We start from the raw sequence: 16,600 nt of genomic DNA on the forward strand, positions 1-16,600 counted from the left end.
CCTATTATATCCATTATGAGCTTTACATAAACATGTTGTAGTGAGAAGACAATATTTTGCTAGTAGGTTGTGCCAAGCCTAACGAGTCAATTCGTTCTTTTTCAAACCATTGACCTTGTTGTTCAGCCAATTTGTTACCCAGGATTTTGGTTTTGATACTGATGGCATTGATTTCCAAATGAAAATGACTAAAGCGGTGTTTAAAAGTAATGAGATGTTGTAGTGTCTCTCCTGATAAGTCATAGTTAAGACGAATGAAATCAAGAGGGCAATCCTCTTCATCCAAACTGGGTAAACACCATAATCCTCCCCATAATCCGGTAGGAGGTCTTTTTTCCAAATAAATATGCCCTTGCTCGTTATACAAAACCAGAAATTGTTGGCATTGAATGGGTATGGGTTTTTTTATTTTTTTCGTGGGGTATAAGTGCTGTTCCTTAAATTTCAAAGCGAGACAACTATTTTGTAACGGACAATGAGTGCAATTTGGATTTTTAGAGGTACAACATAATGCACCTAAATCCATAATGGCTTGAGTGTAATTGGCACAGTTTTCATTGGGCATGCATGAGTTCGCTAAATCCCACAGCGTTTTTTTTACTTGAGCTTGTTCTGGGTAGCCTTTAATCATGAAAAAACGAGTTAAAACTCGTTTTACATTGCCATCAAGAATAGCAACGGGTTGATTAAAAGCTTGTGATAAGATGGCTGCTGCAGTAGACGGACCGATTCCAGGGAGTTCTTTTAATAACTGATAATCATCAGGAACAACGCCATGATGTTGTTGCATTATTATTTTTGCCGTCTGATGAAGGTTTCTTGCACGACTGTAATATCCAAGTCCTGACCATAAAGAAAGTACTTCATCTTCATTTGCTCGGGCCAAATCACTCAGGTTTGGAAATCGTTGCATAAAACGTTCGAAATAAGGAATAACTGTCTGTACTTGAGTTTGCTGCAGCATAATTTCAGAAATCCAAACTCTGTAGGGCGTACGGGGGAGTTGCCAAGGCAGATTTTGACGTCCATTAAGGGCAAACCACTGCAATAAGGGCTGACTAAATTGTTTGTATAAATTTTGCTTATCCACGCTGTGATTCTTTGATACTTTATTATTGGCGTACTGTAAAAAAAGTAATGGCCGAGGTCAATGAGTGAAGTTAATAATTCATGACCTGAGTTAATAATAAAAAAATTAAAATCGATTCGCTAAGTGTCGATATATAGTCTATCGTTAATAGGGTACCTGGTGTACTCAGGATGAGTAAAAATCAAGCTGAATCATTTGCTAAAGATTGTCGCGAATGCACTTAATGCATTGACGATGGGAGTTTTTTAAAGATTTTTCAGGAAAAGGTCAAAATACTCGAGTAAAAGTCTTAAAAAGCTTACAAACTGAATCATTACAGTGAGCGCAGTAAATCTGTTGGTGAGGGATTTAGGGAAATCAAGGAGAGAGATATGCGCCATAGCCAACACGAAATAGCGGTATTAAAACCTACGGCTGTTTTTTTATCATTTCTTACCTCACAGTTGCCTGAGACTAAATTACCGGATCTTCGATTATTGCAAATTGATAATACAGCTTATGTCCTGCAAAAACAAAATTCAGATGATGCAACTTTAAATGAAATAGAAAAATATTTTTCAAAAATGTTTCGCCATGAAATTGGTCGCTGGTTAGGCGATAAAGCACGTCATGCAATAGAAACCAATTTTCTGGATTTTCTTTGTTGTTTTAAATTTGAATTGCATAATCATATTCTGTTAATGGAACCCTCGATAGAAAAAAGTCATCAATTACTGCTGATTAAACCGCGTATGGCCTTACTGAATTGGATTAAAGAAAGCCTAGAGGGCCAGGATGATTTGGTCGATGTGATTGAAAAAGTCGAATTATCTCATCTGGAAGAAAATGCCACAGCCCTGGTTAAGAATTTTTCTAACTTGACTGAAATCAAACCTTTTATCAAAGAAAATTACATTTCAATCTTTTCAGCCGCGATGAGTCGAATGTCGAGTCAACCTGAGCAGTGGCCATCAATCGACTCTTTTCAAGACTTTAGTCACTATTTTGCTATTGAAATACATACTCAATTGATTCATTTGTCTTAATCCAAGGAGTGGACTATGGAGCCGGTCAGTATAGCGCTTATCTGTGCAGCAGTATTAGGAACAGTTGTGGTTTTGGCTGCATTTATCCGACAAATCTTGTTAAGCCGAGACAAACAATTAAACGATGACGCACAAATGAGAGCATTGTCTCAAGAGTTCAAAGAGCTGGAACAGATGCGGGAGCAAATGCAAAACGAGAAACGCTTTGATTCTCACTACCAAGTTCTTGGAGCAAATAAAGAAGCGATTAGGTACATTGATTCGCAAATCGATGAGATTTTACGTAAAAAAACCGAGTTGATTGAACGTTACGCCCAGACCATTGTGAGAGAGTCTGGCTCAATAGTCAGTGGAGAAATCTCCGCCGATCGTAAAGGCGCTTGTGATCGATTAAGGGAAGAAATCGATCATAAAATCGCATTTTATGAGAGCGAGCTCAAGCAGTTGCAAGAAAGAAGAGCATCTTTATGGGACGCTCATACTGATTTTCAAAGATATCTCTTGAATCAGGAAAAGACACGTAATGCCAGTTTGGATAACGTTTACAAACAACATTCTGCTTTATTAGAAAAAGTCTATTTGCGTCATATTGATGATACTGAAATTGTAGCCGTCAAGAGCATGGAAGCATCAACAATGACGTTTAAAGATATGTTTATGATCCCCATACAATTTCTGATGCAATATTTTGGGGTATCAGTAACACCTGGAATCTCTTTAGTTCAAACACGAGTAGAACATATTGCACGTGCTGAAGTCGATAAAACCCAACGTGAGATCAATGATTCAGCGCCTGAGAAAAAAGAAAATGTGACACCTAAAGAGGATAAACAAAAGAAACAAAGTGCCGTCCAGCAAAATCAACCACCTGAGACCGTCCAGGGTGAGGAAGAAGAGAAAGAGTCAGCAAAAGCGCGATCAATGACATTTGCATGAAAATTATTCTTCTAAGTCATTTAGTGACATTTTTGTTGGTATATATTACAATTCACTTGCATTGAGGAGAATGCAAGATTTGGAGTTAATTGGTGGAGATATATTGAATGGCAAGACATCGTTTTTTATGGTTTAGTACTTTTATGCTATGTTCTCTTCTGGCTTTACCAGGACATAGTGCTGATTTGAACTCCCTTCTTCCTGATGAACAAAACACAGTGAAAGTTTTTCATGAAGCATCACCTAAAGTGGTTTATGTTCATAGACTAGCAACCGTTACAAATAGAGCTGCTGCTCGTAAAATGGAAGTACCAGATGGGGCAGGATCAGGGATAGTCTGGAATAATAATGGGTACATAGTGACTAATTATCACGTGATCAAAGGAGCTGACAAACTGGCTATTTCGTTGGGCAAATTGACGGTACCTGCGAAGGTCGTTGGATCAGAGCCTCGTAAAGACATTGCAGTACTCAAAATCGAATCACCACAGGCTTTGGCTTTACTTAAAGAATTTAAGCCATTTGAGGTCGTACGTCTTAATGATCTCATGGTCGGACAAAAAGCGATTGCAATCGGCAACCCTTTTGGTCTTGATCACAGCCTATCTAAAGGAGTCATTTCTGCTTTGGGCAGAAAAGTTCCTGGGATTGGCGGGGTAACCATTCGCAATATGATCCAAACAGATACACCAATCAATCCAGGCAACTCTGGTGGTCCATTATTGAATAGTGCTGGACAGTTAATTGGAATGAATACAATGATCTTTTCTCATTCGGGCACGTCTGCTGGAATTGGTTTTGCTGTACCTGCTGAAGATATTGATCGAATTGTGACTCAAATCATTAAAAATGGTCGAGTCGTGTTGTCTGGTATCGGCATACAAAGTGTTCCGCCCAGTATTGCCCGTCAATTAGGTATACGTAAAGGAATATTAATCGCTGACATTATACCAAATACTCCCGCAGCTAAGGCACATCTAAGAGCGACTCACCGAGATGCTTGGGGTCGTATTGTATTAGGTGATATTATTGTCGCACTTAATGGACATGCAGTGCCTAACTATGATGTTTTGTATAATATGCTGACTGAAATAAAAGTAGGGGAGCAAGTCACCGTTACTATCCAACGTGGTAACAAGCAAATGGATGTAAAAATGAGAACCATAGATATTGCTGGTGTTTAGGATTTAACAGAAAATCTTCTCTACTCATCTGCTTATGGCCTGGGTTGTACCCTCACCAATCCAGGCTATAAGTTTTTATAAGAATTTATATTTAAAGATCGCCAACCGGTTTGGTTTAAAATTCTAATGTCTTGGCTAAGATACTAGAATTTATCTGCTAAGGAGAATAAGGATGTTACTTAATAAAGAGGATTCACTCTTACTGTTGGTTGATGTGCAAGAAAAATTAACACCAGCTGTATTAAATCATGAATTATTTATCGCGCGATGTGAATGGCTTTTAAAGTTGGCTCAACGGCTGAGTGTTCCAATTTTAGTAAGCGAACAATATCCACAAGGCCTTGGTTCCACTTTAAAACAATTTCAACAGTATTTTGATCCTCGAGAGTGTGTTGATAAAGTATCTTTTTCCTGTATGGGTGAACCCACCTATGTTGAACGACTGAAGCAGTTGCATAAAAAACAATTAATCCTTATTGGTATTGAGACTCACGTTTGTGTATTACAAACTGCATTGGAAATGCGAGAAGCAGGATTTGAAGTTTTTGTTGTTGTTGATGCTGTCAGCTGTCGTGGCGAGCAAAATATGAAATACGGATTGAAACGAATGAAAAATGAAGGGGTTCATTTAATTACCTCCGAAATGGTATTTTTTGAATGGTTAAAAAAGGCCGGTACTCCTGAGTTCAAACAACTGAGTAAGGAATTTTTTTAGTAATAACCTGGGTATCTCGTAGCGACTCCTCGACATCCGAGCGTAGCCTGGATCTCCCCTGTAACACGGTGCTTCAGGGTGGAGGTTTATGGCTATCCTCCGAATAGCGGAGAGGCGTTGCGCTTCAAACAGACTACAAATCATGGAGAGTCATAGTGAATTTTAAAAATCAAATCGCATTAATTACCGGTGGTGCATCCGGTATGGGGAAAGCATCGGTACACTACTTACAGAAGCGTGGGATGCGAGTTGTAGCATGGGATAAACAGGAAGATGCCCAAAATGAAGCTGATTTATTTATCACTTGTGATGTAACCAGTGATGAATCGGTGGAAAAAGCAATGCAACAAACAATAGAACAATTAGGAACTCCAAGAGTTTGCATTAATTGTGCAGGAGTTGCTCCAGCAAAGCGGATTGTTGGAAAAGAGGGGGCTATGCCATTGGCTGCCTTTAAACAGGTGATTGATATAAATCTTGTAGGAACGTTTAATGTCATGCGCGTGGCAGCGCATGCGATGACTCGTTTAGAGTTGGACAGTGATTCACAGGAACGTGGCGTCATTATTAATACAGCCTCTATCGCTGCATTTGAAGGACAAATTGGGCAAGCGGCATATAGTGCGTCTAAGGGGGGGGTCGTTGCTATGACACTTCCAGCAGCACGTGAGTTAGCTCAGTGGGGGATTCGTATCAATACGATTGCTCCTGGATTAATCGCCACACCCATGTTACTGAATATGCCGCAAGAGGTACAAGAAAATTTAGTAGCAACTATGACCTTCCCCAAACGTTTTGGAAGGCCCGATGAATTTGCTTCATTAGTGGCACATATTATTGAAAATCAAATGATTAATGGAGAAGTGATACGTCTGGATGGCGCACTGCGCATGCGGTAATCAATTAGTGGTTTGTAACTTGGATTAGACACGCTAATCCAAGTTACAAAGGATTTGGGATACAGTCATTAAAAGTGTTTTTGCATCAATTGAATAGATTCTCTATCTAGGCTTCTTGATGATGAGTATTTTCTTGAGATGATTGTATGTTTCCGTTGGCAGTGTAAACACTGATCGCATTTCCTTTATTTCCCGACAGGGTATTGACAATTTCTTGACGGATATAGAGATTATTGGTAATTATTTGTCCATTAACGGCATTTAATTCACGACAACGAGAAAGAATTTCACCAAGTTTCGAATTTAATTGATTGATGAGCGCTGCTTCGTCAGCACTACAGTTTTTTAGAAATTCTGATAAAGCCGGACTCATGGGCTCATTGGGATTATTATGATGAATAAGCTGCATGCGTTGTTTGGCGCTTTCTTCCAATTTATTGGATAATTCCTGTTTTTTATTTGCAAACTCTTCAAGTCTATCGAATTGACGAGATGATAATATTTCCTTTTCTTCAGCCAATAATGAATTGAGTGACTCTACCCAATTAATTTCTTGTTCCAAATGATTACTTAAAATGCTGATCTTATTATCCATATAATTGCCCTTAGAAATTAAGCAGGTTCTACATTTAACATTTTCATGGCAATTTTGTCACTATCAATTTGATAGTTTCCAAGTGCAATTTCTGATTTAAAATATAAGACACGAGCTTCATTAATTTCAGGAGCATCTTTAAGAGAATTTTTTATAGCTTCTAATTGTTTTGAGGTATCACTGATACTGACAAGTGATGAGGGGTCTTCGATCAAACGTTTAATTTGATCTTGATGTTTCGTTTTTAGACGATTGTCTGAATCTAGAGTTTTTACAGGAGCTGCATCACTGATTTGATTAAACATAATTTATCCTCAATCACGTTTGACTTCTATATGTATCGGCTCTTTTTTAAAAATCTTTAGTAAATTTTTAATTAGAAGCTGTTTTCATTGTTACTGTCATTCCGTCGTAACTCCCTGCTAACGTTGGAGATCCCTCGCTAGGCTGGTGATGACGTTAACTCATTTCGTCAAATAATAACATTAACTTTCTTTGGACCTGAGATCTGGGCTTCAATAATTTTTTTTGAAGATAGGTTGCGCACTTTAATGGTTTCGCCCAGTGAGCCTTCTTCAATAGCAACCCCATCCATACTGATCGTTAAATTGTTGTCATTAACAACAATAGAAACACGTTCACCTTTGTTAATCAATTTTGCTGCCTCAACATTATGTGGATTCAGTGGAGTGTTTGGCGGAATATTTGTTTTGCAAATTTGTCCTATTAGGAGATCTTTTTCAGTATAATATCCATGATTTAGTTTTTGTACATCCATTTCTGTTTCATAAATATCATCACGACTAATTCGGGTTCCTTTGATAAGCGCGCGCTTTGCCACATAAATTGTTTTTAATACGGTGATTTTAACCGGGACATACAAAGACCAGCGATTGTCATTTTCTTGGCATTTAATACCCATAGTGCTCGTATTCAAGATAGGAGACTGATAAGGATTAAACACGACTAGGTGATCTTCAGCACAGGCCTTAAGGTTTAAACGGGAATCAATTTTATCTGCTATGACCTGAATTTTTCCTTCTTTATATGAAGAAAGTTCGTTACGAATATGTTGTTCTATTTTATTTGTTAATAGTTCAGGCGACTGTATTGCCTCTGAATACAATGCGGTGCTTGCAAAAAATAGTAAAACACTTAGTATGCATTTTTTCACAAAAAATCCCTCTTTGAGTAACTTGTTGTAGTTAGCAAATACTATGCCAATTTTCAGGAGTACTACATGATGATACGTTTTAGCATTTATGCTGTAGCTTTATTGATGATTCAATTTCCTGTTCATGCAGACAGTCATCATCCTCAAGAATTTTTAAAATCAATTAGTGGTGCGAAAAATCAAGGGCAACAAATTTATCAGCATTTTTGTGCTAATTGCCATGCAAGTAAACCCTTAATTTCCTTAGGGGCACCAAGAATTGGCGAGGAGGCGGATTGGAAAGAGCGTTTAAAACAAGGAATGAAAGTACTTTTTGAGCATACTAATGAGGGTTACAATGCAATGCCCCCCAGGGGAGGATGCTTTGAGTGTACTGATAAACAGTTAATGCGTGCGATTCGCTATATGCTCCCAAAACAACCCCAAAAATAATCATTTAATAAGCTTAAAGCTCACAAAAAAAGCATAATGTAAAAAAAATTTATAAAAACCCCTAAACCTATTTTTAAATCTCCCGATAACGAAGAAAAAAAGAGGGAGAAATAAAGTGAAAAAATATCTAGTGTTAGTTCCAGTATGTGCTTTAGCTACATCCTGTGCTTCCATGGATAGATCAGTGCCTATCGTTGATGATGCGGGGTATACACATTACACAATGAGCATGCAATCTGACCATAAGGGATCCAATTATTTTCCTATGAAAAGACCTGCAACCGGGAAAAAGGTGATCGTATTCGATCCTAAAGCCACTGCCTGGGCAGCTTACGATAGAGATGGCAACAGGGTTAATACAGGTAGTGCTTCCGGGGGTAAAGATTTCTGCGAGGATGCAGGTAAACCATGCCGTACTGTCACCGGAACTTATAGTATTTATTCTAAAAAAGGGGAAGATTGTACTTCCAGTATTTATCCCTTGGAAACACATGGTGGCGCAAGAATGCCTTATTGCATGCATTTCCATGGTGGTTACTCCATCCATGCGGCATATGAAGTACCCAACTACAACGCAAGTCATGGTTGTATCCGGGTTTTACCGAGCGCAGCAAAATGGTTAAACGAAGACTTTGCTGATATTGGTACTACAGTGATTGTTAAACCATACTAATCCGTTTGACAGCAGAAAGCGTTTTCAGCTTGTGTCAAATTGACGTTAATAAAAACATATCAATCTCCACAACTGCCCTGCATAAGCAGGGCTTTTTTTATAGGGTCTGCTAAGCATTCTACTTCCCTTTATTTCCACTTACTCCCATCATCCCAAGTACAACGAGGGCTCTCCAAGTCACACAGCACTAAAGCGAGGAGACCCTCGTTGCATTTGGGATGGGCATGATGACGATGTGTCAACAGACCCAGTAGTCGTTTTTTCAAATAACACCTTGCTAATCAGAGAATCACAATTTACTATCCTATTTTTTAAAAACAGAAATGTGGCATTATGATTCTTTGTATTGATGTTGGAAATTCTCATATCTATGGTGGCGTCTTTGATGGAGAAGAAATAAAGCTTCGTTTTCGCCATACATCGAAAGTCACTACATCAGATGAACTGGGAATTTTTCTAAAAAGTGTATTAAGGGAGAATAATTGCTCTCCTGAAGGCATTAGACAAATTGGCATCTGTTCTGTAGTTCCCCAAGTTGATTATTCACTACGCGCAGCATGTGTTAAATATTTTTCTTTAGAGCCCTTTTTGTTACAAGCGGGGGTTAAAACAGGGTTGAATATCAAATATCGTAACCCTATAGAAGTGGGGGCTGACCGCATTGCTAATGCAATTGCTGCGACGCATGCCTATCCCAATCAAAACGTGATTGTGATAGATTTTGGTACCGCAACTACTTTTTGTGTCATTACTGCTCAAAAAGCCTATATGGGAGGGGCTATTTTGCCAGGGGTTAGACTCTCAGTAGATGCTTTATCAAAAAATACGGCGAAGCTGCCTGCCGTGGAAATAATAAAAATTGAAAACGCAGTTGGGCGTTCAACAATAGAAAGTATTCAGTCTGGTGTTTTTTACGGTGCGATTGGTGCATGCCGAGAATTGATTCAACGTCTGAAACAGGAAGCCTTTGGGACAGAAAAAGCGTTGGTATTAGCTACCGGTGGATTTGCTTCTTTATTTGAAAAACAGGAGTTGTATGACCATCTCGTCCCTGATTTGGTTCTGCAAGGCATAAGATTAGCTGCGCTGATGAACAATTAATTAAGGGGACTTACCCTAATTAGGTGACTCAAAAATAACCGTGCAGCAATTACCCTTAAATTAGAACTTATAATTGAGCAAATTGTCCTAAGTGACCACCTGAAAAGCCGGATTAATTATCAAAATGAAAACTTAGAAACGGTGTTCTCACTGCGTTTTTCTTGATTTTCTTTAAAATAGAGTTTTAAACTTTCCGGCATTACATTTTTAATGTCTTTATGCCGCTCAAGAAAATCGGCTAAATTGTCATATTCACCTTCAGGGTGTTCTTTTTCTTTTAAAAATTTTCCTAATAGTTTGCCAAGCTGACTTCTGCTACCAAAAAATTCTGAATCAAGAATTTTATTATGAACCAGAGCAGCTGCTTGGACCTGAATGAGCTCATCACAATCCACCTGTTTCGATAGTTGATTTAAAAATTCAATTTCTTGAGCTCTGTCGCTGTTTCGAAAATATTTTTTTATCCATGCCCAATCACCCCAAGATTGTGTGTATGCATCTTCATATAATGAAGCAATTGATTTAAGCGAGATTTCATTATGCTTACTAAGCGAATTTCCAATCTTTTTGTCACCCAGCAAACAAATATTTGTTTTATATGATTCTATTTCCTGCTTCAAAAACTCATATTGCTCATTTAAAAACTTGATTCGTTCAGGAAATTTCTCTCCTTGTAATCGATTAGGGTGAGATAAAGAATCAGCCATTATGAGTTGACAAAACTTAAGCGCTTTTAAACCTTGATAATAGTTTTTTACTGCTCTCTCGAATTGTTGTTTATGCACCTTATTATCTACTTGCAATAAATTGTTTAATGCGTGACTGAACTGTTGTTTTAATCGGTTAAATTCGGGTAACAAAGTTTTGTATAACTCTTGTTGTTCATCCCAAAAAGCTTTCTGTGTTATGTCATTAGTTACCACTCTGATTGACCCAATTCGGTCATTAACACGCTCCATCTTTGAAGTGTCTTGATATGGGTTACAGTCAGCAATAGATTTCCATGTTTTTTTGAGATTTTCTATTAGGAGTTGAACTTGTGTTAAGCTTGGGTTTTGACTCACTTTTTTGCTCCGGCTTTAAAAAGTAGTTTTTTTAAAATCTTAATCTTATTATATCCTATCTTCTTTTTAGTTTGGATATAAACTTGCCATGATGACCACAATTAATTCACGTGAGTCATAAGTGCTTGTTCAATGAATCGTGTTGAATCTTTGCGGTTTGTCTTTACATTTGTCCAGAGATATTTGCTTTAAATAAGTCAATTACAGAAGCTTTAAAAGTGTATTCAATCCCGTGGTCTCTACTGCACCTTAATTCAACTGGTTTTGATCAAAAATTCCATACAAAGCCCTGTTTTTGTTCATCAATTTTGTAATTCCCAAATAAATTAATTAAAAAGTGGGTTTTTATCTTGACGCATGGAGAAATGTGTTTCTATAGTGTATAAAAGTGGGGTAAAATAATAAAAAAGTGGAGAATTGTGGAGGGTAAAAACTTCCACATAAATGAAAGCCATGTTCCGTGGAATAAATGCCATCACCATTGATACTAAAGGGCGCTTAGCTATCCCTACGCGTTATCGTTCTGCGTTGGGTGCTGAAGAAAAAACCCCTTTGGTGGTGACTATCGATACCGAGGAAACATGTTTGCTGCTCTACACGGCGACTCAATGGCAAATAATTGAAGATAATTTGCAGAAATTACCCAGTTTTAATGCAGCAGCACGAAGAATTCAGCGTTTATTGATTGGTCATGCGACCGATGTTGAGCTCGATGCAAATGGAAGGGTGTTGTTACCTACAGTTTTAAGAACTTATGCACAGTTGGAAAAAGATGTGGTGATGATAGGCCAAGGAAATAAATTTGAAGTTTGGAATAAGGATCTTTGGGAAACCCGGCGTGAACAGTGGTTGGCTGAGGAAAGCTCTGGAACTGGTGGGTTACCTGATGAAATGAAAACGTTTTCTTTGTAATGGAAACAATTAAATGGCAATGCATCAATCAGTATTACTTCATGAGTCAATAAAAGGCTTGGCCATTAAAAGTGGTGGCATCTATTTTGATGGTACCTTTGGTCGAGGTGGCCATAGTCGAGAAATTTTACGTCATTTAAATGAGCAAGGTCGTTTGTATGCCATAGATAAAGACCTAGATGCCATTGCGTATGCCACGGATCATTTTGGTCAAGATAAGAGGTTCCATATATTCCAAGGCTCATTTGCACGAATTGAGGAATTTGCTCGCGAAGCAGACGTGTTGGGAAAAGTGGATGGCATTTTGTTGGACCTAGGGGTGTCTTCACCGCAGCTGGATAATCCTGAAAGAGGATTTAGCTTCATGCAGCAAGGTCCGTTGGATATGCGTATGGACCTATCTCAACCTATGAGTGCTGCTCGATTTGTTAATGAGGCAGAGGCAGAAGAAATGGCTTCCGTGTTCAGGTTATACGGAGAAGAACGTTTTGCAGGCCGTATTGCTAAGGCGATTGTGGCTGCTCGAAGCATTGCTCCTATTTCTACAACCTTGCAATTAGCGGAAATTGTGAAGGAAGCAAATCCAAAATGGGAAAAGCATAAGCATCCCGCAACTCGTGTGTTCCAGGCGATCCGAATTCATATCAATCAAGAGCTCAACGATTTAAAGAGTTGTTTGGAGCAGTGCATCAATGTATTGGCACCCAAAGGTCGATTGGCAGTGATTAGCTTTCATTCTCTTGAAGATCGCATAGTGAAACAATTTATGCGTGATAAGGAACAAGGGGAAAAACCACCTCCCGAAGTACCCATCCGTCATGAGGAATTAATAACAAATTTTAAAAGAGTAGGTAAGGCGATTATGCCGCAAGAAAGTGAAGTAAAAGAGAACGTCAGGGCTCGAAGTGCTGTATTGAGAATAGGGGAGAAATTAGCATGAATGCTGCAGCGAGAGTAATCAATCAAGGGACTATATTTAATGGTCAACTGGCAGATATGCAAATGTCGAAATCATTATACATGCTGATTATATTATTAATTGCTGTATTAGTGAGTGCTTTGGCGGTGGTATACAGTACCAATTCATATCGTGTGACTTTAAACAAAGTGGAGCAACAGGAACAATTAACACACTATTTGCAGTTGCAATGGGGACAGTTGCTTCTGGAGCAGGCCAGCCTGGCCACCCCCGCGCGAGTAGAGGAATTGGCTACCGAAAAATTACAAATGGTTTTACCAACCGCTAAAAATACTTACTGGTTACAGGCACAGCAGTAGAAGTTTTTGTTTTAAACGAGTACCATTGGCTTTTTGTTTTGAAAAACGTAGCCTGGGCGTAACCCGGGAATTTTAGTGCAATAAAACCTGGGGTTTAGGACTGCACTTCATCGAGTTAATGGAAATTTCCCTTCTCCCTTCCTGGGAGAAGGTGCCTGTCAGGGCGATGAGGGGAGTATGGTGGCAATCCCCAGCTTTATCTCTCTCTATGGGGAGGGCGGGATTTCATTTAACTTAATGAAGATGCGGTTAACTTACCTAGGCTACAGATGGATAAATATCCATGAAAAACTCAACTCATTTAAATAGACTGATTGTAGTATCTTCCTTTTTTTCTCTGCTTTTGCTCGTTTTGATTTGGCGTATGGTTGATTTAACGGTACTTCATCGACAATTTCTACAAGGTCAAGGTAATGCGCGTAGCTTACGAGTAGTAGATATTCCTGCCCATAGAGGAATGATCATGGATAGGAATGGTACTCCATTGGCAATTAGTACACCGGTGGAATCTGTCTGGGTGAATCCTAAAGAATTTTCACCTGACAAAGAACAATTTATGTCTTTGGCTGAATACTTGAATTTGACTCCCAAACAATTAAGCAAAAAAATAGTAGATGCAGAAAATAAAGAATTGGAATTTCTCTACTTACAAAGACAATTACCCCCTCCTTTAGCTAAAAAAATAAAGACCTTAAAAATCCCTGGTGTTAATTTTCAGAAAGAATTCAAACGTTATTATCCTGACTCAGATAGCATCTCCCAATTGATTGGATTCACTAATGTAGATGATCAAGGCTTAGAGGGAATAGAGCTTGCGTATCAAGATTGGTTGAAAGGTGTTGTTGGAAAAAAAAGAGTCATTAAAGACCGCTTAGGCCGAATTATCGAAGAGTTAGGAGTCATCAAAGAACCACGTCCTGGACGTGATATGGCTTTAAGTATTGATCGACGATTACAATATTTGGCATACAGTGAATTAAACAAAACCGTTGAAGAATTCGCCGCAAAATCGGGTTCTGTAGTCGTTGTTGATACAGAAAACGGTGAGATTTTAGCGATGGCTAATGTTCCTTCTTATAACCCTAATTCACGTGGACGTTACGATAAAGATACTTACAGGAATAGAGCTGTCACGGATACATTTGAACCTGGATCGGTGATTAAGACCTTTAGTATTGCCAGTGCTTTGGAAACAGGTTTGTTTTCACCAACAACAATTATTGACACGAATCCCAGTTGGATGATTGTTCACGGTCACACCGTCCGAGATATCCATAATTACGGTGTTCTGGATGTGACGGGTATTTTGCAGCACTCGAGTAACGTTGGGGTAACGAAAATGGTTTTAGCCAGTCCCCCAGAACAATTGATTGGCTTGCTGCAACGATGTGGTTTTGGACAAAGAACTGAAAGTACTTATCCAGGCGAAAGTGAAGGGGGCATTGTGAGTGTAAAAGATGCGAATCCTTTTGTGTTAGCCACTTTGAGTTTTGGTTACGGATTGTCGGTTACTGCGTTGCAGCTCGCGAAAGCCAATATGGTTTTTGCAAATCAAGGGAAATTAATTCCAGTCACGTTACTGCATAATGATCCACCCACTCCAGGTGTCCAGGTAATAAAACCGCAGACAGCACAGCAGGTTCTTTCCATGATGGAGGCTGTTTTGGGTAAAGATGGTACCGGAAAAGCAGCAAGGGTACCAGGTTATCGAGTAGCAGGTAAAACAGGAACAGCGCGTGTAGCAGGAAAAGACGGTTACAAAGATAGAAGATATACTGCGAGTTTTATAGGTATTGCTCCAGTTTCAAAACCCAAGTTTGTTGTCGTTGTAATCATTCATGAACCGTCCCGTAAGGGGTATTATGCAGCAGCAGTTGCCGCTCCTTTGTTTGCTAAAGTCATGTCGGGAGCCTTGCGATTATTTAATATACCTACTGATGAGTTGGTTGGGTAATGGGATCTTAGGATAAGATTGAAACGTAGGCGACTTTAGAACGATTAGGAATAGTGATGAAACTTTCACAATTATTAAAACCATGGATGCCTCATAAAAAATCGGATTGTATTATTACTGGGCTTGAAAATGACAGCCGTCGCATCCAGCCAGGTGATTTATTTATTGCTTATCCTGGGGCAGCCGCTGATGGCCGATTATTTATAGACAAAGCAGTGTCAGCAGGTGCAGTTGCGATTGCCTATGATCCTGCCCATTTTCCCGAGGGTTGCGTTTTACCTGAGACAATCCCCTGTATTCCTGTTCCTGAATTAGCGACACAACTCGCAATGATTGCAAAATTGTTTTATGAGGATCCGGGGCGTTTTCTGTCCATCACTGGGGTAACCGGAACTAATGGTAAAACCACGATTGCTTATCAGTTAGCTCAGGCCCATCATTTACTGGGGCAGGGAGCTGCATATATTGGCACTATTGGTCAAGGTAATGTAAACGAACTTCAGCTGCTGGATAACACAACACCTGATTCCCTTTGTTTGCAAAAATTATTAAACCAATACAAAAATCAAGGTATAAGACAAGTTTGTATGGAAGTGTCTTCTCATGCGTTGGCACAACATCGTGTCGATGCTATTGAGTTTAATCAGGCTGTATTTACCAATCTAACCCTGGATCATTTAGACTTTCATCTCAACATGGAAAACTATGCAATGGCAAAAGCACTGTTATTTGCTAGAGAGTCATTGCAATGGGCGATAATTAATCAAGATGATGCCTATCAACAAACAATGGCATCGGCGCTCAGGCCACATGTTAAAAAGTTGACTTATGGAATTCAACACGATTGTGATGTAAAAGCGGTAAATTGGTCTATGGATATTCATGGTACTCAAATTGAAGTGAATTCTCCTTGGGGACAGCATCAATTAAGGATTAAAGCGCTAGGGCAATTTAATATTTATAATAGTTTAGCCATATGGAGTAGCTTATTAGCTTCAGATTATCCACCTGCACAAATAATTGACGTTATGGCGCAATTAAAAGCTGCCCCAGGCCGCATGGAAATTGTTGCGAATGCACCTTATGTACTTGTGGATTACGCACATACTCCAGATGCTTTGGAGAATGCTTTGACTACCTTAAATCAATTAAAAAAAGGACGTTTGTGGGTTGTCTTTGGTTGTGGCGGCGATCGGGATAAAACCAAGAGACCGGTGATGGGCAAGGTTGCGAGTAAACTTGCAGATCAAATCATAATTACCAGTGATAATCCCCGCACTGAGGATCCACAAGAGATAGTCAATGAGATAGCAGATGGAATTTCAAACCCATCGAATGTCATTCAAGTCCTTAATCGTGAAGAAGCAATTGCATATGCCTTAAATGAGGCAGATGAGCATGATGTCATTTTGATTGCAGGAAAAGGGCATGAGGCTTATCAGCAAATTGGTAAGGTAAAACATACTTTTTCGGATCAGGATGTAGTGAAAAGATTAATCGAGAAATAAATGAACCGCTGTGGCCTGGTTACTTTGTAGCCGGATTACGCTGCGCTAATCCAGGCTACA

At 39.1% G+C, this 16,600-nt stretch carries 18 protein-coding genes; 13 read left to right on the forward strand and 5 right to left on the reverse strand.

All coding sequences use genetic code 11. The annotated features are described in order from the left end of the window. Positions 1–22 precede the first annotated feature (22 nt). Positions 23–1,090 (reverse strand): A/G-specific adenine glycosylase, encoded by a 1,068-nt coding sequence (gene mutY / locus OQJ13_RS13650; RefSeq protein WP_265711379.1) that lies wholly within the window; start codon positions 1,088–1,090, stop codon positions 23–25. Between the two features lie 371 nt (positions 1,091–1,461). Here mutY and OQJ13_RS13655 point away from each other — a divergent pair, with 371 nt between their 5' ends. From OQJ13_RS13655 to OQJ13_RS13675, 5 genes are all read left to right on the forward strand, one after another. Then, positions 1,462–2,115, forward strand: coding sequence for a hypothetical protein (locus OQJ13_RS13655; protein WP_265711380.1), 654 nt, complete (start codon positions 1,462–1,464; stop codon positions 2,113–2,115). Positions 2,116–2,130: 15 nt separating this feature from the next. After that, positions 2,131–3,051: a hypothetical protein gene (locus OQJ13_RS13660; RefSeq protein WP_265711381.1), complete on the forward strand. Its 921-nt coding sequence runs from the start codon at positions 2,131–2,133 to the stop codon at positions 3,049–3,051. Between the two features lie 107 nt (positions 3,052–3,158). Then, on the forward strand, positions 3,159–4,235 hold the full coding sequence (locus OQJ13_RS13665) for a S1C family serine protease (protein WP_265711382.1): 1,077 nt from the start codon (positions 3,159–3,161) through the stop codon (positions 4,233–4,235). A gap of 172 nt (positions 4,236–4,407) precedes the next feature. Further along, positions 4,408–4,950: a hydrolase gene (locus tag OQJ13_RS13670; RefSeq protein WP_265711383.1), complete on the forward strand. Its 543-nt coding sequence runs from the start codon at positions 4,408–4,410 to the stop codon at positions 4,948–4,950. A gap of 155 nt (positions 4,951–5,105) precedes the next feature. Continuing rightward, a complete protein-coding gene (locus OQJ13_RS13675) occupies positions 5,106–5,849 on the forward strand; it encodes an SDR family NAD(P)-dependent oxidoreductase (RefSeq protein WP_265711384.1) in 744 nt (247 codons plus the stop codon). Positions 5,850–5,955: 106 nt separating this feature from the next. Here OQJ13_RS13675 and OQJ13_RS13680 read toward each other — a convergent pair whose 3' ends face one another. The 3 genes from OQJ13_RS13680 to flgA all read right to left on the reverse strand — a co-directional run bounded on the left by OQJ13_RS13680 (position 5,956) and on the right by flgA (position 7,618). Continuing rightward, positions 5,956–6,444, reverse strand: a complete 489-nt coding sequence (locus OQJ13_RS13680) for a flagella synthesis protein FlgN (protein ID WP_265711385.1) — start codon at positions 6,442–6,444, stop codon at positions 5,956–5,958. Positions 6,445–6,461: 17 nt separating this feature from the next. Further along, on the reverse strand, positions 6,462–6,749 hold the full coding sequence (gene flgM / locus OQJ13_RS13685) for a flagellar biosynthesis anti-sigma factor FlgM (RefSeq protein ID WP_265711387.1): 288 nt from the start codon (positions 6,747–6,749) through the stop codon (positions 6,462–6,464). Between the two features lie 167 nt (positions 6,750–6,916). Then, the gene (gene flgA / locus OQJ13_RS13690; RefSeq protein WP_265711388.1) at positions 6,917–7,618 is read right to left on the reverse strand and encodes a flagellar basal body P-ring formation chaperone FlgA; all 702 of its coding nucleotides are present in this window, start codon (positions 7,616–7,618) and stop codon (positions 6,917–6,919) included. Between the two features lie 105 nt (positions 7,619–7,723). Here flgA and OQJ13_RS13695 point away from each other — a divergent pair, with 105 nt between their 5' ends. The 3 genes from OQJ13_RS13695 to OQJ13_RS13705 all read left to right on the forward strand — a co-directional run bounded on the left by OQJ13_RS13695 (position 7,724) and on the right by OQJ13_RS13705 (position 9,824). Beyond that, positions 7,724–8,050, forward strand: coding sequence for a c-type cytochrome (locus OQJ13_RS13695; RefSeq protein WP_416209927.1), 327 nt, complete (start codon positions 7,724–7,726; stop codon positions 8,048–8,050). 115 nt (positions 8,051–8,165) lie between these two features. Next, entirely contained in the window at positions 8,166–8,723 is a 558-nt protein-coding gene (locus tag OQJ13_RS13700; protein WP_265711390.1) for a L,D-transpeptidase, read from the forward strand. A 333-nt stretch (positions 8,724–9,056) separates the two neighbouring features. Further along, positions 9,057–9,824: a type III pantothenate kinase gene (locus tag OQJ13_RS13705; protein ID WP_265711391.1), complete on the forward strand. Its 768-nt coding sequence runs from the start codon at positions 9,057–9,059 to the stop codon at positions 9,822–9,824. 119 nt (positions 9,825–9,943) lie between these two features. On the opposite strand, the gene OQJ13_RS13710 is transcribed toward OQJ13_RS13705, so the two are convergent. Then, the gene (locus tag OQJ13_RS13710) at positions 9,944–10,888 is read right to left on the reverse strand and encodes a hypothetical protein (protein ID WP_265711392.1); all 945 of its coding nucleotides are present in this window, start codon (positions 10,886–10,888) and stop codon (positions 9,944–9,946) included. Positions 10,889–11,341: 453 nt separating this feature from the next. Between OQJ13_RS13710 and mraZ the strand changes: the two genes are divergently transcribed. The 5 genes from mraZ (at position 11,342) to OQJ13_RS13735 (ending at position 16,540) form a co-directional block, all read left to right on the forward strand. Continuing rightward, positions 11,342–11,800 (forward strand): division/cell wall cluster transcriptional repressor MraZ, encoded by a 459-nt coding sequence (mraZ, locus tag OQJ13_RS13715; RefSeq protein ID WP_265711393.1) that lies wholly within the window; start codon positions 11,342–11,344, stop codon positions 11,798–11,800. Between the two features lie 13 nt (positions 11,801–11,813). Next, the gene (gene rsmH, locus OQJ13_RS13720; protein WP_265711394.1) at positions 11,814–12,740 is read left to right on the forward strand and encodes a 16S rRNA (cytosine(1402)-N(4))-methyltransferase RsmH; all 927 of its coding nucleotides are present in this window, start codon (positions 11,814–11,816) and stop codon (positions 12,738–12,740) included. Further along, positions 12,737–13,078 carry a cell division protein FtsL gene (gene ftsL, locus OQJ13_RS13725; RefSeq protein WP_265711395.1) on the forward strand — a complete coding sequence of 114 codons (342 nt, stop codon included), beginning with the start codon at positions 12,737–12,739 and terminating at the stop codon, positions 13,076–13,078. Before rsmH ends, ftsL begins: the two co-directional genes overlap by 4 nt. 283 nt (positions 13,079–13,361) lie before the next feature. Next, the gene (locus OQJ13_RS13730; RefSeq protein WP_265711396.1) at positions 13,362–15,032 is read left to right on the forward strand and encodes a peptidoglycan D,D-transpeptidase FtsI family protein; all 1,671 of its coding nucleotides are present in this window, start codon (positions 13,362–13,364) and stop codon (positions 15,030–15,032) included. 56 nt (positions 15,033–15,088) lie between these two features. Then, positions 15,089–16,540 carry a UDP-N-acetylmuramoyl-L-alanyl-D-glutamate--2,6-diaminopimelate ligase gene (locus OQJ13_RS13735; protein ID WP_265711397.1) on the forward strand — a complete coding sequence of 484 codons (1,452 nt, stop codon included), beginning with the start codon at positions 15,089–15,091 and terminating at the stop codon, positions 16,538–16,540. Positions 16,541–16,600: the final 60 nt, after the last annotated feature.

Origin of the sequence: Legionella sp. PATHC035, from assembly GCF_026191115.1 — a bacterium.
Taxonomy (GTDB): domain Bacteria; phylum Pseudomonadota; class Gammaproteobacteria; order Legionellales; family Legionellaceae; genus Legionella.